Annotated in this window: 19 protein-coding genes; 8 read left to right on the top strand and 11 right to left on the bottom strand. The window is 64.7% G+C overall.

What is annotated here, in order from left to right; all coding sequences use genetic code 11:
• Positions 1-28 precede the first annotated feature (28 nt).
• Both NT26_RS11315 and NT26_RS11310 read left to right on the top strand, forming a co-directional pair.
• On the top strand, positions 29-568 hold the full coding sequence (locus tag NT26_RS11315; RefSeq protein WP_052638919.1) for a GNAT family N-acetyltransferase: 540 nt from the start codon (positions 29-31) through the stop codon (positions 566-568).
• A gap of 44 nt (positions 569-612) precedes the next feature.
• Positions 613-1,926: an MFS transporter gene (locus NT26_RS11310; RefSeq protein WP_052638918.1), complete on the top strand. Its 1,314-nt coding sequence runs from the start codon at positions 613-615 to the stop codon at positions 1,924-1,926.
• Between the two features lie 6 nt (positions 1,927-1,932).
• Here the strand turns inward: NT26_RS11310 and NT26_RS11305 are convergent, their stop codons facing one another.
• The 5 genes from NT26_RS11305 to NT26_RS11285 form a co-directional block, all read right to left on the bottom strand.
• Positions 1,933-2,352, bottom strand: a complete 420-nt coding sequence (locus NT26_RS11305) for a GNAT family N-acetyltransferase (RefSeq protein WP_052638917.1) — start codon at positions 2,350-2,352, stop codon at positions 1,933-1,935.
• A gap of 77 nt (positions 2,353-2,429) precedes the next feature.
• The gene (locus tag NT26_RS11300) at positions 2,430-4,496 is read right to left on the bottom strand and encodes a hypothetical protein (RefSeq protein ID WP_052638916.1); all 2,067 of its coding nucleotides are present in this window, start codon (positions 4,494-4,496) and stop codon (positions 2,430-2,432) included.
• Positions 4,497-4,506: 10 nt separating this feature from the next.
• On the bottom strand, positions 4,507-7,317 hold the full coding sequence (locus tag NT26_RS11295; protein ID WP_052638915.1) for a DUF4159 domain-containing protein: 2,811 nt from the start codon (positions 7,315-7,317) through the stop codon (positions 4,507-4,509).
• Positions 7,314-8,234: a DUF58 domain-containing protein gene (locus NT26_RS11290; protein ID WP_052638914.1), complete on the bottom strand. Its 921-nt coding sequence runs from the start codon at positions 8,232-8,234 to the stop codon at positions 7,314-7,316. Before NT26_RS11290 ends, NT26_RS11295 begins: the two co-directional genes overlap by 4 nt.
• A 26-nt stretch (positions 8,235-8,260) precedes the next feature.
• Entirely contained in the window at positions 8,261-9,274 is a 1,014-nt protein-coding gene (locus NT26_RS11285; protein ID WP_052638913.1) for an AAA family ATPase, read from the bottom strand.
• Positions 9,275-9,442: 168 nt separating this feature from the next.
• On the opposite strand from NT26_RS11285, the gene NT26_RS11280 reads away from it, so the two are divergent.
• Genes NT26_RS11280 through NT26_RS11270 form a run of 3 tightly spaced genes read left to right on the top strand, consistent with a single transcriptional unit; the run spans position 9,443 to position 11,956 of the window.
• Complete coding sequence (locus tag NT26_RS11280; protein ID WP_052638912.1) at positions 9,443-10,069, top strand: DUF1285 domain-containing protein; 627 nt, start codon at positions 9,443-9,445, stop codon at positions 10,067-10,069.
• Positions 10,062-10,697, top strand: coding sequence for a CoA pyrophosphatase (locus NT26_RS11275; RefSeq protein ID WP_052638911.1), 636 nt, complete (start codon positions 10,062-10,064; stop codon positions 10,695-10,697). The genes NT26_RS11280 and NT26_RS11275 overlap by 8 nt, the downstream gene beginning before the upstream one ends.
• Complete coding sequence (locus NT26_RS11270) at positions 10,694-11,956, top strand: CCA tRNA nucleotidyltransferase (RefSeq protein ID WP_052638910.1); 1,263 nt, start codon at positions 10,694-10,696, stop codon at positions 11,954-11,956. The genes NT26_RS11275 and NT26_RS11270 overlap by 4 nt, the downstream gene beginning before the upstream one ends.
• Before the next feature lie 8 nt (positions 11,957-11,964).
• Here the strand turns inward: NT26_RS11270 and NT26_RS11265 are convergent, their stop codons facing one another.
• The 3 genes from NT26_RS11265 to hemF form a co-directional block, all read right to left on the bottom strand.
• Positions 11,965-12,150 (bottom strand): DUF1059 domain-containing protein, encoded by a 186-nt coding sequence (locus NT26_RS11265; RefSeq protein ID WP_052638909.1) that lies wholly within the window; start codon positions 12,148-12,150, stop codon positions 11,965-11,967.
• A gap of 91 nt (positions 12,151-12,241) precedes the next feature.
• The gene (locus NT26_RS11260; protein ID WP_052638908.1) at positions 12,242-12,529 is read right to left on the bottom strand and encodes a hypothetical protein; all 288 of its coding nucleotides are present in this window, start codon (positions 12,527-12,529) and stop codon (positions 12,242-12,244) included.
• A gap of 138 nt (positions 12,530-12,667) precedes the next feature.
• Positions 12,668-13,582 (bottom strand): oxygen-dependent coproporphyrinogen oxidase, encoded by a 915-nt coding sequence (gene hemF, locus NT26_RS11255; protein WP_052638907.1) that lies wholly within the window; start codon positions 13,580-13,582, stop codon positions 12,668-12,670.
• 146 nt (positions 13,583-13,728) lie between these two features.
• Between hemF and NT26_RS11250 the strand changes: the two genes are divergently transcribed.
• Positions 13,729-13,983 (top strand): hypothetical protein, encoded by a 255-nt coding sequence (locus NT26_RS11250; RefSeq protein WP_052638906.1) that lies wholly within the window; start codon positions 13,729-13,731, stop codon positions 13,981-13,983.
• On the opposite strand, the gene soxR is transcribed toward NT26_RS11250, so the two are convergent.
• On the bottom strand, positions 13,984-14,466 hold the full coding sequence (soxR, locus tag NT26_RS11245) for a redox-sensitive transcriptional activator SoxR (RefSeq protein WP_052638905.1): 483 nt from the start codon (positions 14,464-14,466) through the stop codon (positions 13,984-13,986). It abuts the gene before it with no gap.
• Between the two features lie 83 nt (positions 14,467-14,549).
• Between soxR and NT26_RS11240 the strand changes: the two genes are divergently transcribed.
• Both NT26_RS11240 and NT26_RS11235 read left to right on the top strand, forming a co-directional pair.
• Positions 14,550-15,119: an NADPH-dependent FMN reductase gene (locus NT26_RS11240; protein ID WP_052638904.1), complete on the top strand. Its 570-nt coding sequence runs from the start codon at positions 14,550-14,552 to the stop codon at positions 15,117-15,119.
• Positions 15,119-16,354: an MFS transporter gene (locus NT26_RS11235; protein WP_077546746.1), complete on the top strand. Its 1,236-nt coding sequence runs from the start codon at positions 15,119-15,121 to the stop codon at positions 16,352-16,354. The genes NT26_RS11240 and NT26_RS11235 overlap by 1 nt, the downstream gene beginning before the upstream one ends.
• Positions 16,355-16,371: 17 nt before the next feature.
• Here NT26_RS11235 and NT26_RS11230 read toward each other — a convergent pair whose 3' ends face one another.
• Positions 16,372-18,024 (bottom strand): Na/Pi cotransporter family protein, encoded by a 1,653-nt coding sequence (locus tag NT26_RS11230; protein WP_052638903.1) that lies wholly within the window; start codon positions 18,022-18,024, stop codon positions 16,372-16,374.
• Positions 18,025-18,142: 118 nt separating this feature from the next.
• A complete protein-coding gene (locus NT26_RS11225; protein WP_052638902.1) occupies positions 18,143-18,604 on the bottom strand; it encodes a tRNA (cytidine(34)-2'-O)-methyltransferase in 462 nt (153 codons plus the stop codon).
• Positions 18,605-18,918 lie beyond the last annotated feature (314 nt).

The following is an 18,918-nucleotide window of genomic DNA, read 5'->3' as shown; positions in this document are numbered from 1 at the left end:
CCGTATTCTCCAAGGCTTCGGTTCACCCATGGCTCCGCAACTCTCGCCCAAGCACGATCTTGTCTACCTCACCGAGGACGCTTCGCATGACGACGTCATCGAACTGATCAATGCCGAGGCCTTCGGGCCTGGGCGGCATACGCGTGCGGCTGCCCGCATCCGCGAGCAGGGCCACCATGATCGGTCGCTGTCCTTCGTCTGCGCCGACGACGGCGAGACGATCGCCTCGGTCCGGATGACACCGGTGATGGCAGGATCGGTGAAGGGGCATCTGCTCGGGCCGCTTGCCGTCCGCCCGTCGCACAAGAACCGGGGAATCGGGCGGGAACTGGTCCGGATCGCTGTCGAGGCGGCCCGGCGGAGAGGTTCGGAAGCGGTCATCCTGGTGGGCGACCCGCCCTATTACATGCCGCTGGGCTTCGAGAAGGTCGCCTATGGCGCGCTCGCTTTCCCAGGGCCGGTCGACCCGGCGCGGGTGCTCGTCGTGCCCATGGCTGCCGATGTCCATGACCGGCTCAAGGGCACAATTTACTGGCACGACTGGGACACATCCTCTATGGGGGCTTGAGCCGCGGGAGTTCCGGGGCCTTCGTCAGCACAGGGGACGGTGGAATGACGACGCTTACCATAGACGAGGCGCTGGATCGCGCCGGGGCAGGGACATACCAGAAACGACTGATCGGCATCTTCGGGCTCGTGTGGACGGCCGATGCCATGCAGGTGCTAGCGGTCGGTTTCACCGCAGCCTCGATCGCTGCAACCTTCGGCCTGACGGTGCCGCAGGCGCTCCAGACCGGGACGCTCTTCTTTCTCGGCATGCTGGTCGGCGCGATCGGCTTCGGCCGGCTGGCCGACCGGATCGGCCGCCGCAACGTGCTGATCGTGACCGTGCTCGCCGATGCGATCTTCGGTACACTTTCCATCTTCGCGCCGGACTTCACCATCCTGCTTCTGCTCCGCTTCCTGACGGGGGCGGCCGTGGGCGGGACGCTTCCCGTCGACTACGCGATGATGGCGGAGTTCCTGCCGGCGCGGAACAGGGGGCGCTGGCTCGTCATGCTCGAAGGCTTCTGGGCGATCGGCACGCTGATCGTCGCCCTTGCCGCGTGGGTGTTGAGCCTCCTGGAGGTCGAGGACGCCTGGCGCTACATCTTCGCCGTGACCGCGCTTCCCGCACTCATCGGTTTTGGCCTGCGCTTCCTGGTGCCTGAATCGCCGCTCTATCTGATGCGGACCGGAAGGAGCGACGAGGCGAAGTCGATCATCGACCAGATCCTGGTGACCAATGGCAAGCACATGCTGCCCGCCAGCCAGCAACTTGCGCAGCCGGCGCCGGTGCCGGAGGTGAAGATATTCTCCGGCCCGCTTCGCCGCCGCAGCATCCTGATCCTGGCGGTGTGGTTCCTGGTCTCGATTTCCTATTACGGTGTCTTCGTCTGGATGCCGCCGAAGCTTGCCGGGGAGGGCTTTGGATTTGTCCGCGGCTATGGCTTCCTCGTGCTGGTCGCGCTCGCCCAGCTTCCGGGCTACGCGCTTGCGGCCTATGGCGTCGAGAAGTGGGGCCGACGGCCGACTCTGGTCGGCTTCTGCCTGCTCTCGGCAGCGGGATGTTTCCTCTTCGTCGTGGCGAGCGGAAGCATCCTGATCGGAGCCTCGCTGCTGATCATGAGCTTCGCCCTGCTCGGCACATGGGGCGCTCTCTACGCCTTCACGCCGGAACTCTACCCGACGGCGTCGCGGGCAACGGGCATGGGCGCGGCAGGCGCCATGGCCCGCTTCGGAGGGCTGATCGCACCTTCGGCGATGGCCTTCGTGGTGGCGCAGAGCTTCGGGCTGGCGATTGCGGTCTTCGCGGGCCTGCTGGTCCTCGCTGCGCTAGCGGCGTTCCTAATCGATGCGGAAACCCGCGAGGCCTCGCTAGCCTAGGGCATGTCAGAGGCGCTTCTTCAGCCAGGTGACGGAATGGCCTCCGGTGAGGCCTTCCAGCCTGCCGATGGGTTCATACCCCTGCTTCAGGTAGAAGGGCAGGGCCAAGGCGTTCATCGTGTCGAGATAGGCACCGACGCAGCCACGGCTGCGTGCCTCCTCTTCCGCCATGGCGAGCAGTCGTTTCGCAATGCCCTGGCCGCGAAGGTGTTCGGGAACAAACAGCATCTGCACGTAAAGCCAGCCGCGTCCGGTGCGGCCGAGAAGCCCGCCCTCCGGGTCGCCGGCCCCATCCCGCAGGATGATGGCGAGATCCTTGCGGTCCATCGGCCCGAAGTTCTCGATATTGTAAGCCTGCAGGCGGTCGAGGATCGCCTGTTCTTCCTCGGGAGTGAAGTGGTCGGTAATCGTCAGTTCGGGTAACATGGGACAGCCGGTCGGTTTCAGCGGCGTGCGCAATAGCAGCCGCGAAGGCGTGGCGGAACCCCAAAACTAGCTTATCCCTAACGACCTTCGCGCCACCACATCGCCGCCACGGCGAGGAGCAGGATGGACAGCCCGCCAAACCCCGCAAACAGCGGGATCGTGTTGATGCCCCGCAGCACGGTCTCGTCGGTCAGACGGATCACCATGCGGTTGCGATCCTGCACCCGCACCTCGCCGCGCACCGGCAGGATATCCGGCAGCGACAGGTTTTCCCCGTTCGAGACCCTCGTCACCAGGCCCTTGGTTTTCTCGGCATAGGGAGCAAGTGTCTCCTCTGTCGAGATCATCGCCTTAAACTCCGGCGCATCGACCGTCCCGACATGGACAAGGGTAGAAAACTCGCCGCTCGTAACTTCGAACAGACCCGTCTCCTCCATGCGCCGCTCGAAGCGGTGGAGACCGGGGCCCGCCTCAACGAGCGGAACGGTTTCGCTGCGGCCAGAGGGATAGGTGATGGTGGCCGGACCCGGATCATCCCCGATCGTCTGGCGTGTCGCCTCCAGCGTGCGGCCGATGGCGCGGGCCGTGAGCGCCTCCTCTTCGAGGTCTGGCTCCTTCATCAGCCAGTGCGCGATCCGCCGGTAGAGCGAGACATGCGGGCCGCCGCCTTCGAAGCCGCGGGCCCAGAGCCAGCCATGGTCGGAAAGCAGCATGGCGACGCGGCCCTCGGCCTCGCGGTTGAGGACGAGAAGCGGCCGCCCCTGGTCTGCGAGCATGACAGTCTCGCCCTGCGGTGCGGCAACGTCGATGGAGCGGAACCAGCGGCCCCAGGCGGGCGGCTCCTGACCTGCGCCGTCAAGCCCGCGCGTTACGGGATGCTTCTGGCCATCCTCCGACAGGCGCGGATAGAAGCCGGCATTGTGGACCTCTCCGGTCGGCTCTGCCGGCAGGATCTGCGAAAGCGGCGTTGCGGCAATGGAGTTGTCGCCGGCATGCTCGGGGCCTGCGGCGATCAGCAGGGCCCCGCCGTTCTGCACGTACTGCGCGATGTAGTCATAGTAGAGGATCGGCAGCACGTTGCGGTGCGTGTAGCGGTCGAAGATGATGAGATCGAAATCCTCGATCTTCTCGACAAAGAGTTCACGCGTCGGGAAAGCAATCAGTGACAACTCATTGATCGGAGTACCATCCTGCTTCTCCGGGGGACGCAGGATGGTGAAGTGGACGAGATCGACCGACGCGTCGGATTTCAAGAGGTTGCGCCAGGCGCGCTCGCCGGCATGGGGCTCGCCCGACACTAGGAGCACGCGCAGGTTCTGCCGGATACCGTCGATGACATGGACGGCGCGGTTGTTGACGGCGGTCACTTCGCCGGGGACTTCGGCGACGGAGAACTCCATGACATTGCCGCCGCCGCGCGGGACGGTAAAGGAAAACGGCGTGTCAGCGCCGGGAGCCGCCTGAAGTGTCGCGATCTCCTCGCCATTCATGCGGACGGTGACATCCGCGACCTCGCCGGTGCTGCGGCCGTCGTCGAAGACACGCAGGGTCATTTGCTGTTCTTCGCCGACAATTCCAAAACGGGGTGCGCGAATAACCTGCACGCGCCGGTCGAATTCCTCCGGCTGACCGGTGATCAGGCCGTGCATCGGGGCATTGGTCGTGAGTTCCTGATTGACGCCGGGCAGGTCGTGGATCTGCCCGTCCGTCAGGAAGACGGCGCCGCCGATACGTCCCGGAGGCACGTCGGACGTGGCCGAGGCGAGGGCGGAAAACAGCCGCGTGGATGGCGTCTCCGTGTCCGGGTCGTCCGAGACTTCGACGATGCGCGTCTCGATCCGCGGGAAGCGGGCGAAGCGGTCCTGCAACCCGGCAAGCGCCGAATCGGTCTGCTCCTGTCGCCCTGCCATGGCCTGGCTCTGCGACCTGTCGACGACGATCGGCACGACCGTCGAGAGCTGTTCGCGGTCTTCCTGCATCAGTAGCGGATTTGCGAGGGCCATCAGCAGTGCCGCGAGCGCCACGGTGCGGAGGCCGGCGCCCCGTATGCCGCGCCAGAGGCTGAGGGCAGAGAGGAGAGCGGCTGCAATGGCAAGGGCCGCTAGTGCCGGCCAGGGGAGGAAGGGGGCGAATTCGATGCTCACGACGGTGCTCCTACTGGCCGAGCCGTTCGAGAAGATCCGGCACGTGGACCTGGTCGGACTTGTAGTTGCCGGTGAGCATGTACATCATGATGTTCACGCCGGCTCGGTAGGCGTATTCGCGCTGCATTCCGTCCGGCGGCACCGTTGGAAGTACGGAGTTACCCTGGCTGTCGATCGCCCAGGCGCCTGCGAAATCGTTGGCGGTGATCAGCAAAGGCGTCACGCCGTCGCCGGAGGATGAGAGTTCGCTGCTCGTCTCGGCGGCCTCCTGCCTGGCCTCCACCCAGAGGGGGCTGCCAGCGTAGCGGCCGGGAAAGTCCTTCAACAGGTAGAAGGCGCGCGCCAGGACATGATCCTCCGGGGTCGGTTCCAGCGGCGGGATGTCGATATTGGCAAGGATGACCTGCAGCCGCTCGCCATTGGCGGTCGTGGCGCCGAAGCTGTCGAGGCTGGAGAACTGGTCACGCGTGTCGAAGAGGACGGTGCCGCCGTTGCGCATATAGGCATCGATCCGCGATATCGCCGCCGCGGACGGCATGGGGGCGTTGGCGGAAATCGGCCAGTAGATGATCGGATAGAAGGAGAGCTCATCGGTGGCGATGTCCAGCCCGACCGGCTTTCCCGGTTCAAGCGTTGTGCGGTAGGTCAGGAACTCCGTCAGTCCCGCAAGCCCCTGCTCGGACAGGCGGTCGACCTCTGCTTCTCCGGTCACGACATAGGCGAGATGCGTCGTGTCGAGGCGCTGCATGAGGAGATCGTCCCCGGGCCTTGCATCCTGCGCCAGTCCGGAGTCGGGGGCTGCGAAACAGAGGACGGCCAGAGCCACGACGGCGGCGGTTGCCCGGCCCGGGCGCCGCGGCAGACGGGAGAAGGCGCCGTTCATGAAGAGAACGACGAGGCTGTCGAGCAGGATCAGTCCGAAAGCGATCGCGAAGAGGAGCGGGCGAAGCGAGGTCGCCTCTTCCCCGATCAGTGTCTCGCGAAGGACCTGCTGACCCGCAAGCTCGGGATTGAAATGAGAAAGCTCGGTGCCGGCGGCCAGCAGGTTGACCGCGGTAAAGCCGTCCTCGCTGCCATAGAGACCGGGGGGATGGTCGAAGCTCGCGACCGGCGTCTGGCCGGCCGTGATCGCGATCGGCTTTGCCGTACCCGTCTCGGTCGACAGGATCCCCTCGGCGTCCAGCAGGCGGTAGGGTGGAAGGGTGGCAGCAGCCTCAGTTCCGCTGCTCGTGGTGGTCGCACCACCGGCGCGGGCCATCTGCACGAGGCGTCTCAGCATCTCGACGAAGTTTCCGGACAGCGGCATGTTCGACCACGTGGCTTCGGCGCTGGTATGGAAGAGAACGATGCGGCCCGCCTCCTGTTCCCGGGTCGTCACCAGCGGCGTTCCGTCGCCGAGGCTCGCCCAGGTGCGCTCCGCAAGATCCGGCGTGGGTTCCGCGAGCACCTGCCGGTTGATGGTGATGTCCGCGGCCCGCGGCATTCCGGTGAAGGGCCCGAAGTCGGGGAAGTCGGCGAGCGGCTGGGGTTCCGACCAGGAAAGCGCCCCGCCGAGGGCGCGTTCCCCCTGGCGCAGGATCACCGGCACCAGCGGATCATCGGCCGGAGCCGCGGCGAGACGCGGACCGGCAAAGCGGATCAGCATGCCGCCGCGTGATATCCACTCCTGCAGCGGTTCGTAGGTTTCGGCTGGGAGGCGTCCGACATCGGCGAGGATGATGGCCGAGGGGTTGCGTTCGAGGACCTGCGGAATGGAAACCGAGAGATCTGCCGTGGTCGGCTCGATCAGGTCCGCATAGGGCTGCAATGCCCGGCTGATGTAGTAGAGCGGTTGAAGCAGCGGCTGGAAATCGCTGCCGCTTTCGCCCGCGAGCAGTGCGACCCGGCGACGCTTGAAGCCGTCATCGAGAAGATGCGCTGCGCCGGCCGTCGCAAGGCCTTCGATGCCGAGACGGGCGAAATCATTGCGCAGTTCGAAAGGCGCTTCGATCTCGGCCGTGGCCGTTGCCGCGCCGGCCGCGAACTGCAGGGTGCCGGACGCGAGGGGACGGCCCTGGATATCCAGCGCATTGACGGAGATGCTTCGGGGGGCAGGTGTCGGCAGGCGCGTCGCCGTCACCGACATGGCTTCGGCGCTGTTGCCGGCGGAGGTGAGCGCGACGGCACCTTCACCCTCGCCCTCGATCAGCCGCAGTTCGGCGGGGGAAAGTGCGCCCAATGCGGCGAGTGCCGCCTCGTCGGCGTCGGTCGCGATCCCGTCGGAGATGTAGGCGAGCGTCCCGGGCGTGGTGCCGTTCAGCGCCTCGCCAATGGCGGAGGCCGCTCTCTCCCGGTCCGGCACGAGTGGCCGGGGCCGGGCGGCAGCGAGCTTCTCGCGTGCCGTCACCGCGTTGCCCGGCACGGCATCATGCGTGGCATCGGCGGTGAAGGCAATGGAGACGGGAATGTCCGCAGTCTCGGCATCTGCGATCAGCGCCTCGGCGGTCTCGATCCGTCGCTCCCAGTCCGTCGACGTCGCCCAGCCATTGTCGACGACGAGGACCAGTGGGCCACCGTTATCCAGCGAGCCGTCGCGCGGATTGAGGACCGGATTGGCGATCGCCAGGATAAGGGTCGCCGCCAGCAGCATGCGCAGCAGCGTCAGCCACCACGGGCTTTGCGCCGGCGTTTCCTCGCGCTTGAGGACGCCGGCGAGGATGCGCAGCGGCGGGAAGACTTCCGTCTTCGGCCGCGGCGGAGTCAGCCTCAGCAGCCACCAGATGATCGGCAGCGCCAGAAGGCCAAGGAGAATTGCCGGGTTGGCGAAGGCGAAGGCACTCATAGGCGTCCTCCGACCATGCCGCCGGCTGGCATGCCTGAAAGATAGCCGTGCACAGCGACAAGCGCCTCTGACGCAAGATGATCCGTGCGGTGGAAGACAAAGCTCCAGCCCAGTCGTCGCAGCGCATCGCCCAGCATCTCCCGGCGAAGAAGATAGGCGCGGCGGTAGTCATCGCGGATCGTTTCTGCCCGGCCGGACACAAGCTTCTCGCCGGTCTCTGGATCAGTAAATTCGGTGCGGCCGGAATAGGGGAAGCTTTCCTCTGCCGGGTCGGCGATCTCGACGACGTGGCCCCGCAGGCCGCGCCGTGCGAGCGGCGAGAGGCGGGACATGATCAGGTCCGCCTCATCGAGGAAATCGCCGATCAGCACGAGGTCGCTGTGGCCACGGATCATCGCGGTCTCCGGCAGGCCACTGGCCGGCGGCGCATGCATGATGGCGGAGGCCAGCCGCTCGGCGGCATTGCGGGCCGAAACGGGTTCCATGACGCCGGGGCAGCCGATGCGTTCGCCGGAGCGGGCGAGGATTTCGGCAAGGGCCAGCATCAGCACGAGCGCGCGGCTTTCCTTGGAGACCGATCCGAAGGTCGACTTGTACATCATCGACGGCGACAGGTCGCACCAGAGCCACACCGTATGGGCGGCTTCCCACTCGCGGTCACGGACATAGGTATGGTCGTCCCGGGCGGAACGGCGCCAGTCGATGCGTGACAGGCTTTCGCCCTCCGAATAGGGCCGGAACTGCCAGAAGTTCTCCCCGACACCCCGCTTGCGGCGTCCGTGCCAGCCGGCGATCACCGTGTTGGCGATCCGCTTCGCCTCGACCATGCAGTCGGGAACGAGGGCCGCACGCGCCTGGGCGCGCGACAGAACCTGGCTGCCGGAAGTCTGCTGGACGATCTCGCCAATGGGTGCCACGCGCGATCCCTTCTATGGACGCAGGTTCAGCCGCGCGCCTGCCTGACAAGACCGGCGATCACGTCGCGGACGGACATGCCTTCCGCGCGTGCCGCAAAGGTCAGCGCCATCCGGTGCTGGAGGACAGGTTCGGCCAGCGCATGGACGTCATCCAGCGACGGGGCGAGACGCCCCTGGTAGAGGGCGCGGGCGCGGGCGGTGAGCATCAGCGACTGTCCGGCGCGTGGTCCGGGTCCCCAGGCGACGTTCTTGTCGGTGGTGGCGTTGCCATGGCCGGGACGCGCGGAGCGGACGAGCTGCAGGATGGCGTCCACCACCTTGTCGCTGACCGGCATCTGGCGGATCAGCGACTGGATCTCCTGGAGACGTGCAGCGTCGATGACGCCTCGCGCCTTTGCTTCCGCGGAGCTGGTGGTTTCGAGCAGGATCTGGCGTTCGGCGGCGAGTTCCGGGTAGAGCACGTCGACCTGCAGGAGAAAGCGGTCGAGCTGGGCTTCCGGCAGGGGATAGGTGCCTTCCTGCTCCAGCGGGTTCTGCGTTGCGAGCACGTGGAAGGGCGAGGGGAGGTCATAGCGCTGGCCGGCGACGGTGATGTGGTATTCCTGCATGGATTGCAGCAGGGCGGACTGGGTGCGGGGCGAGGCGCGGTTGATCTCGTCCGCCATCAGCAACTGCGCAAAGACCGGACCCTTCACGAAGCGGAAGGAGCGGCGGCCGGAATCATCCTGGTCCATCACTTCCGATCCGAGAATGTCTGAGGGCATCAGGTCGGGCGTGAACTGTATGCGGCTGGAGTCGAGCCCGAGAACGGAGCCGAGCGTCGTCACCAGCTTGGTCTTGGCGAGGCCGGGTACGCCGACGAGGAGGGCATGGCCACCGGAGAGGAGCGCAAGCAGGGTATTCTCCACCACGCGTTCCTGGCCGAAGATGACCTTGGCGACCTCGCTGCGAACCGCTGCTATGTCGGCCAGCGCCTGTTCGGCGGCCGCGATCACGGCCTTTTCGTCCGCAACAGTCTCGGTGGAATTCATCAGACCCATGTCGCTCTCCTTGAGGCCCTACCGGATAATCCGTGGCGGCGGACGAATCGTTGCGCTGGGGCAACCACTTCCTATCGAACAACTTATTACCGCATAAGCGGCTGACAAGAACGCCTCGAATGACTATCTCGTGACAGAGTTTGCTTAGAGCGGAACCGGGACTGAAAGATGGCAGGCGAAACCATTCAGACAGCGACTGACCCGGCCGGACTGGCCGCGCTGATCTCCCGGGCCGCGGACCAGAAGGCGGGCGGAAAGCCGGGCCTGCCGCCGGTCAACAAATGGAATCCGCCCTTCTGCGGCGACCTTGACATGGAGATCCGGGCCGACGGCACCTGGTTCTACATGGGTACTCCGATCGGTCGGCAGCCGCTGGTCCGGCTGTTCTCGACGGTGCTCCGCAAGGACGAGGACGGCAAGACCTATCTTGTCACGCCGGTGGAGAAGGTGGGGATCCGTGTCGAGGACGCGCCGTTCCTGGCCGTGGAGATGAGCCGGTCGACCCGGGACGGCCAACAGGTGCTGACGTTCCGGACGAATGTCGGCGATGTGGTGGAAGCCAGCGCCGAGCACCCCATCCGCTTCGTCATCGAGGGCGAGAACAGCGAGTTGAAGCCCTATCTTCTCGTGCGGGGACGGCTGGAGGCGCTGGTGTCGCGGCCGGTCATGTATGACCTGGTCGAACTCGGTGAAACCGTCGACATCGACGGCGTGTCGATGTTCGCGATCCGGTCGGCGGGAGAAGTCTTCCCGGTCATGCCCGCCTCCGAACTGGAAACACTGTCGCATGACTGATGCTCCGCTTTATTCGGCAGCTGGTTTCAAGGCGCGGGCCTTGAACCAGAACGGCGGCCCGATCGAGCATGCCTGGCGCGATCATGGCGACCATCTGCTCAATCCCGAGCTCCTGCCGGTGATCGAAGACCTGCATCTGAAGGATGCCGCCGTTCTCGTGCCGGTCGTCGACGATGGCGAGGAGGCCAAGGTGATCTTCACGCAGCGCACCGCGACCCTTCGCAAGCACTCCGGCCAGATCGCTTTCCCCGGCGGGGCGATCGATCCCGAGGATGCCTCGCCGGAAACGGCGGCGGTACGGGAGGCGGAAGAGGAGATCGGGCTGTCGCCCATGTTCGTCGAACCGGTCGGGCGACTGCCGATCTATCTTGCGCCGAGCGGGTTCCGGATCACGCCGGTGCTTTCGGTGGTGCGCCGCGGCTTCGATCTCAAGCTCAACCCGCACGAAGTGGATGAGGTCTTTGAGGTGCCGCTGTCCTTCCTGATGGACCCTGACAACTACCGCCGCGGCAGCCGCATCTGGGATGGTCGGGAGCGGCATTTCTACGAGCTGCCCTATGGAGACCGCAATATTTGGGGCATTACTGCGAGCATTGTCCGCACGCTCTACGAAAGGCTTTACGCATGACATCGGTTGCCGGCGAGGCGTGGTTCCGTGACCCCGCACTGCGACGCATCATGGACGTGCTGAACGCCGAAGGCGGCGAAGCGCGCGTGGTGGGCGGTGCTGTCCGAAATGCACTGATGGGCATGCCGGTCGGGGATGTCGACATCGCGACGACGCTTCGGCCCGAGGAGGTCGTCGAGCGTGCCAAGACGGCGGGCATCAAGGCCGTCCCGACCGGGATCGACCACGGGACGGTGACGCTCGTGCTGGACGGGCAGGGCTTCGAGGTGACGACGCTCCGCCGAGACGTTGAGACGGACGGGCGCCGCGCGCAGGTGGCCTATGGTACCGACTGGACGGTGGATGCCGAACGGCGGGACCTGACGATCAATGCTCTCTACGCGGATGCAACCGGCGATGTGATTGATCTCGTGGGCGGTCTTGCGGACATCGAAACGCGCAATGTCCGCTTCATAGGCGATGCGGCGGCACGGATTGCCGAGGACTATCTGCGTGTCCTGCGCTTCTTCCGGTTCTTTGCCTATTATGGGGATGGGCGCCCCGATGCAGACGGGCTGAGGGCCTCGGCAAGAGCGAAGGACAAATTGGGCACCCTGTCGGCCGAGCGCATCTGGAGCGAGACCAAGAAGCTGCTTGCCGCTCCCGATCCGTCGCGCGCCCTCCTCTGGATGCGCCAGACGGGGGTCCTCACCGAGATCCTGCCGGAAACCGAGAAATGGGGCATCGATGCGGTGCACGGGCTCGTGGCCACCGAGCAGGCGATGAGGTGGGAGCCCGATCCCGTGCTGCGTCTTGCGGCAATCGTGCCCGACGATCCCGAGCGCATGGAAGCGATGGCGAAGCGGCTGCGCATGTCGAATGCGGAAGCTGCAAGACTGCAGGCATGGTCAACAACGCCTGTTCTTCCTGACGAGGTGACGGATGTGGGTTTTGATCGTCTGCTATACCGCTATGGTCGGGAAGGGGTGCGCATGCGGCTGAGGCTTGCGCTCGCCAGTTCGCGCGCATCCGGCCAAGGCGACCCGATGGCCATGCGCAAGACTGCAAGACTGAGCGCCCTCTCTGCTCGCTGCGACGCGTACGAACGGCCGAGCTTTCCGTTGTCAGGGAGTGACGTGCTTGCCACCGGCGTTCCCGCCGGCAAGCGTGTCGGCGAGGTTCTGGCGGCGCTCGAGACGCTCTGGGTGGAGCGCAACTTCACGCTTGGCCGGGCAGAGCTGACTGCCCGGCTGGAGCAGATGGTCAAGGATATGGGCTGAGGCCGACGTCAGGCTGCGGCCGCTTCGTCGCGGATCCGTGCCTTGATGTTCTCGACCATGTTCTCGCGGATGATCTCTTCGCCATGGGCGATGCGCAGGTGCTCGACTGCGCGTCGGACGATTTCCGCATCTTCATTTGCGCGGGTGTGCCAGGAGCATCCGGGAACGAGGGTTCCGCATTCGAAAAGTCTCATTGCGTCCTCCTTGTGATGGGCGACGAAAACTATCCGAGGATACCTCGTCGCCCTAGCGTAACTAGAGAGATCGGCAGGCGTTCCCTTTCACCTAATCGCGTAGCGCCCAGGCATGGAAAACGGAAGCCGACTGCAGCGGCATGTGCCGCCGCCCGAAGATCTGCTCCCTGGCCGCCGCGTTGGTGAGGCCTGTACGGCCGGCCAACTGCCGTCTTACCTGCTCGAGATAGTACTCCCTGGGCAGGCACGGGTCGCTACGCGAACGCAGTTCGTCAGCGAGATGCTCGATCATGTCGGGGATATCCAGGAAACGTGCCCTTTCCGAAGTCCATTCGGTCGGGGTCCTCTGCGGCACAGGCATGCTATTCGACGCAATCATCGCGTTCCTCCTCCGGTGCAACCAAGGAGAAGACTAGCATCAAAGATATTGCCTGAACATGTCAAATGTTAGCGATGCGACATATTGCGTGATCGTACCGACGGCCGCACGATGCGAAGCCATAGGTTCTCCGCCCCCTCAGGGCCAGCGCACGACCGGGGGCAGGGACGAGAGGATCGATTCGACGTTGCCGCCGGTCTTCAGACCGAAGATCGTGCCGCGATCATAGAGAAGGTTGAACTCGACATAGCGACCGCGGCGGACCAGCTGTTCGTCCCGGTCCGCCTCCGTCCAGGCCTGGTTGAAATTCGCCTCGACGATCTTCGGATAGACGAGGGCGAAGGCCCGGCCGACATCCTGGACAAAGGAGAAGTCGGCCTCCCAGCCGCCCTTTTCCTCGCCGGAATGCAGCCAGTCGAAGAAGATGCCGCCGATCCCGCGCGGCTCGTTGCGGTGCTTCAGGAAAAAGTACTCGTCACACCACTGCTTGTAGCGCTCGTAGTCGGCGACCGCCTCGTGGCGCCGGCAGGTGATCTCCATGGCGCGGTGAAACAGGGCCGCGTCCGGATCGGTCTGCACCCGCCGCCGGTCCAAGACGGGTGTGAGATCGGCACCGCCCCCGAACCACTGGCTGGTGGTCACCACCATGCGGGTGTTCATGTGTACAGCGGGGACATTGGGATTTATCGGGTGGGCGATCAGGGAGATGCCGGACGCCCAGAAGCGGGGGTCTTCATCCGCGCCTGGCATCTGCGCGCGAAAGTCGGGAGAGAATTCGCCATGCACGGTGGAGGTATGGACGCCGACCTTCTCGAAGACGCGACCTTCCATCATCGACATGCGGCCGCCGCCGCCGAGGCCTTCCTCCCGTTGCCAGTCCTTCGCAACGAAGCGTCCTGCGGGCTGGTCGGACAGGGGACCTTCCAGCTTGTCCTCCAGTGCCTCGAAGGAGGCACAGATCGTGTCGCGCAGGCTTTCGAACCATGCGCGCGCCGTCGCCTTCTTCTCTTCGATGTCCTCCGGCAGACCTTTCGGCAAAACTGGACGTTCCATGGGCTTCTTCCCGCTCGCGATTCTTTTTCTAGCGATTCCCTTAGCAGCAACGGCTCAATGCAGCCAATCCGATGGCGTCTGACCCAGCTTTTCCGACTCGCAAAGCGCGCAGCGCCGCATTATCTTCAGCCCAGAGAGGTAGACCCATGGCGAAGTTCACGCCGCCGCCGCTCGACGGCCTGAAGAGAAGGATCGACCGGCACCGCCAGGAGAAGTCTGGGCGTTCGTCGATGTTCGTGCGGGAAACCTTCTGCCTTTCTCGCGACGAGGCCCGCCAGAAGGCGCGGGAGTGGTTCGACGCGTATCCGAAGGCGGCCTACTGGACCGAGGTCGAGAGTTGGCGCCAACTCGACGGCGACCGGATCGAATTTACCATGCGCCGGCTGCCAAGCGCGGATTGACTATCCAGCATACTCCCTTCCGGCTTCTTCTTCTAGAATGACCGGCCCTGGCCCCTTGTCACTCATCACGTCGTAAGGATTGCGCAGAGGGCAGTCGGTCATGGACAGGCAGCCGCAGCCGATGCAGCCGGTGAGATGGTCGCGTAGTGCAGTCAGGCTGGAAATCCGTTCATCCAGTTTCTGCCTCCAGGTCTCCGACAGTCTGCGCCAGTCCTTCGCGGTGACCGGGCGGTCGTGCGGCAGGACGGAGAGGGCGTCGCGGATCTCCGCCAATGGGATGCCGGTCTTCTGTGCGACCTTGATGACGGCGACACGCCGCAAGACCGAGCGCCGGTAGCGGCGTTGATTGCCCCTATTCCGATAGCTCTCGATCAGCCCCTTCGTCTCATAGAAGTGCAGCGTCGAGACCGCGACGCCGCTGCGCCGGGCAATTTCTCCGACCGACAGCTCCCGCCGGATGCCTTCGTGAATCGTTTCGCTCATTTTTCTCGGATGCCTGTTGACCTCAACTATGGTTGAGGTTTTATAGCAGGTGCTCTCTTGAACGCAAACCAGGGAGCAACCCCATGAAACCAAGACTTACGCTCGCCCTCATCTATGGCAGCGCGCGCGACGGCCGCTTCTGCGACACCGTCGCAGACTGGCTGCTTCGGCACCTGCCGGATATGATTGAAGCCGATATCCTGACTGTAGATCCTGCCCATCTGAATGCTGGATCTTCAATGGCGCGGACCGAGGTGGAGCGGCGGATCGGTCGTGATCTTGCCCGCGCGGACGGTTTCCTCGTCGTGACGCCGGAATACAATCACGGCTATCCCGCAGCGCTGAAGGAGCTCATCGATTGCTACCAGAAGCCCTGGTCGGCGAAGCCCGTGGCCTTCGTGAGCTATGGCGGTGTGTCGGGCGGCTTGCGGGCGGTCGAGCAGTTGAGACAAGTGTTCGCCGAGGTTGGTGCTGCAACAACCCGCGAGACGGTCAGCTTCGCCAATGCCTGGGAGCAGTTCGATGCCGAGGGAAATCCCCGTGCGCCCGAGGATGTGCTGCGACGTCTTCGCGCGCTCGTCGTGCAATTGGACTGGTGGATGACGACCTTGAAACACGGCCGCGATACGGTCGTCTTCAGGGAGGTGGCGTGATGGCCTTCCGCTCCCTTCCGTCTGCCGGACCTGTCCTGGCCCGGGAGACGCACCGCGCCCGAAACGCAACCATGTTGGCCGTCAGTTCGCTGACGATCATGTCCGGCGCGGCGATTGCCGCGTCGCTGCCAAGCATCGAGGCCAATTTCCAGGACACGCCGAATGTCGAACTGCTGAGCCGTTTCGTCCTGACGCTGTCGGCGATCTTCATCGCCGGGTTTTCGCCCGTCGCCGGCTTCCTGATCGACCAGTTCGGGCGCAAGCCTCTGCTGATCCTCGCGCTGGCAACCTTCGGGCTTGCGGGGTCGTCGGGACTGTTTGCGGAGACATTGCCCGGCCTGTTGATCGGGCGTGCGGTGCTGGGCATTGCCGTCGGCGGCATCATGACCTCGGTAACGGCGCTTGTCGGCGATTATTTCACGGGTGCCGCCCGCGATCGCTACATGGGCCTGCAGCAGGCGTTCGTGGGCCTGGGCGGGACTCTATTCCTGACGGGCGGCGGGTTGCTCGCCGAAATCCACTGGCGCATGCCGTTCCTGGTCTATGCGCTGGCCTTCCTGCTTCTTCCGGCCGCGCTGTTCTTCCTCACCGAGCCAGCACGCGCTTCGGCGGCACAGAGGACGCTGGAGGCGCGGCCGCTCGACCGGCGAACGACGATCCTTCTCGGATTGCTGCTGGTCGGCGCGATCTTCAACATGGTCGTCTTCTACATGATCCCGACGCAGCTGCCGTTCTTCCTGAAGTCCATGGGAATCTCATCGCCGAGCCTGGCCGGCGGAGCGATTGGTCTCGGGCAGGGGGTCGGCGTCGTCAGCGCCCTTCTGTTCGCAAGGGTGCGGCAGCGACTGGGAGTGATGGGTGTGTTTGCACTGGCCTTCGGATCAATCGGATCTGCGTTCGTGCTGCTTTCGTTCGCAGATAGCTATCCTGGGGTGCTGATGGCGCTGGCGATCTCGGGCATCGGCATGGGAACCGTGATGCCGAACTTCGCCGGCGCAGTGATGCTGCTTGCGCCGCCACAGATCAGGGGGCGGATCTCGGGCCTGCTGGTCTCCAGCATCTTCCTAGGCCAGTTCGTGTCGCCGCTCATCTCGCAGCCGGTGATCGGGGCGGCGGGATTCTCCGCGGCATGGGGACTGGCGGGACTTGCGGCTCTCGCCGTCGCCTTCGGGTCGCTCGCCGTGCGGGTTGGTATGCCGGTCCTGGCGCATGTGCGACCGGGAGACCAGTCATGACGAGAGGCGGAAGACGATCAGGCGCCGGGTTCTGCCTGGCGCAGGCGGCTCTCACGAAGCAGCCCGCTATCATCGAGGATCGGATGAGCGACCGAGACGATATGGGCGTTGATACGCTTAAGGTCGCGGAGGATGTCCAGATGCAGGGAACTCGTCTGCAGGCTTTCCAGTCGGCCATCGCGAAGCCTCTCGAGGTGCCGCTCCGCCGATAGCTTCTCAGCCTTTCGCACGTCGACCTTCATCTCCATCAGGCGCAGTGCGAGGTTGAAGTCTCCGGTCACGAAGATGGTCTGGGCGATGCGCAGGTTCTCGATCGTGAGGTCGAAGAGGTTCTTCAGCTCCTGGTAGCCATCCTCGGAGAACTTGAGGCTGCCCGATATCTTCTTGCGGACCTGCTCGCCCAGGCCCTTCTCGATGATGTCGCCCGTATGTTCCAGATTGATGGCATAGTCCATCACCGCGAGAGACCGGCGCAGGTTCTCGCCTTCGAGGCCCTCGCGGCCGAGCTTCGAGAGGTAGATCTTGACCTCCTGCTGGAGGTTGTCGACCCGCTTCTCCATCGCCTCTATCTCGGCAAGCGGCGCGAGGTCATTGTGCCGGAAGGCATTTTCCACGCGGACGAGCATACGTTCGATGAGATCGCCGACGCGAAGGACCTCGCGGGTGGCGTTCGCGAGAGCGACCACGGGAGTGGACAGCGCCTGGGCGTCAAGGAACTTCGGACCGGTATCCGGGTCTTCGGCGGTCGGAATGAGGCGCTTCATCAAGTCGGAGAGAAGGCCTGAGAAGGGCCATGCAAGAAGTGCCAGTGCGATGTTGAAGGCGAGATGCGCGTCGACCGGCAGTTTTGCCGGATTGAGCGGCAGCGTTTCCAGCAGTTCGGCGGCAAAGGCGACCAGCGGGAGGGTGATCAGGCAGCCGATGGCCCGGACCACAAGATTGCCGGTGGTGATGCGGCGGGCGGAGGCAGGTCCCGAAAATGTTGCAAGCACCGGTGGAATGGCGCCGCCGAGATTGGCGCCGAGGATCAATACTATGATGAGTTCAGTGGACAGGGTCCCGGTGGAAGCGAGCGACAGGACGAGCACGACGACCGCGAGGCTGGACGAGGAGACGACGGCCAGCAATGCTGTCAGGGCCAGCGCCACGGGCCATGCGCCATCGAGGAGCCGGATGAAGGCCGAGAGTGCCGGCGATTCCCGCATCGGTTCGGTCGCCATGGACAGGAGGTGGAGCGACAGGAGCATGAGGCCGATGCCGATCAGCGCCGTGCCGCCGCCCTTGCGCGCGGTCGAGCCGCCGCGGTGGACGACGAGGCCGACAAGGATCAGCAACGGCGACAGCCACTCGATGCCGGTAGCGACGATCCAGGCCGTGACGGCAGTTCCGACATTGGCGCCGAGCAGGACGATCTGCGCCATTCGCGCGCGGATCAGGTCCCGCTCGACGAAGGAGGCAACGGTAAGTGCCGTGGCGGTCGAACTTTGCAGAGCCACGGTTGCGACGAAACCCGACACGAAAGAGCGGAGGCCACTCTGCGTTCCGGTGGCGAGACCTGTGCGAAGCCGGGTGCCGAATGCACGGGTGACGCCATCCTTCACCTGGGCAAGGCCAAAGAGCAGCAGGGCCACCGCGCCGAAGAGATTGATGATGACGATCGTCGATTCCATGCCGAATTCCGAAATGCCCCTGCAGGACAAGGTAGTTCTCTTGCCGGCTAAAGAAAATATGCCGGAGGAGTGGTTAAGGAAGATGTCGCCTGCGACGGTTTTCCGTGCAGTTCCGTCCTCAGGCCCAGACGGTCTGACGAAGCGCCTCTCCTGCGATCATGGCCGCCGACATGGCGACATTGATCGACCTCTGCCCCTCGACCATCGGGATCAGGATGCGCGCATCCGCGGCCCCATGGACATAGTCCGGGACGCCAGCGCTCTCACGGCCGAAGAGGAGCACGTCGCTCGGACGAAACTCGAAGCTAACATAGGGCAGGGCGGCCTTTGTGGAGGCCAGGACCAGCCTGCGATCGGAGGATTGCCGCCAGTCCTGGAACGCCTGCCAGGTGACGTGGCGGGTCAAGGAGGCGCTGGCCAGATAGTCCATGCCGGCCCGCTTGAGATTGCGGTCGGAGATATCAAAGCCGGCCGGCTCGATGATGTGAACCTTCATTCCTAGGCAGGCGGCAAGGCGCAGTATGGTTCCGGTATTGCCCGGAATATCAGGCTGGTAGATGGCGATGTGAAGATCCGGCATGATCTGCCCTTAGGCGATCCGGCCTTGGCAGTCAAAGCCGGTGAGGGGGGCTCAGGCGTTGTGGCCGGGCCTCAACAGACAAGCATCGGCAGCGTGTGCGCCGAGGGATGCGACGATTGGCCCTTCCAAATTCCGGTGAACGGAGCTAGAAGACCTCCGTCTTCAACGCCAGCCCCAGGAGGCCCCCATGGATATTGCCGTGAATTCCCGCCTTCTGCCATGGGCATCCTGCCTTCTGGCATAGGCGTATCGCAGTCTTACGCCTTCCATTTCTTTCCTGATTTGCCTCGCGGCCGGTTGTGGCCTCGTCTTTT

This window comes from Pseudorhizobium banfieldiae, assembly GCF_000967425.1.
In the GTDB taxonomy this organism is placed as follows: domain Bacteria; phylum Pseudomonadota; class Alphaproteobacteria; order Rhizobiales; family Rhizobiaceae; genus Neorhizobium; species Neorhizobium banfieldiae.
The sequence above is the reverse complement of the archived record's forward strand: the minus strand, read 5'-3'. Positions and strand labels throughout refer to the sequence as shown.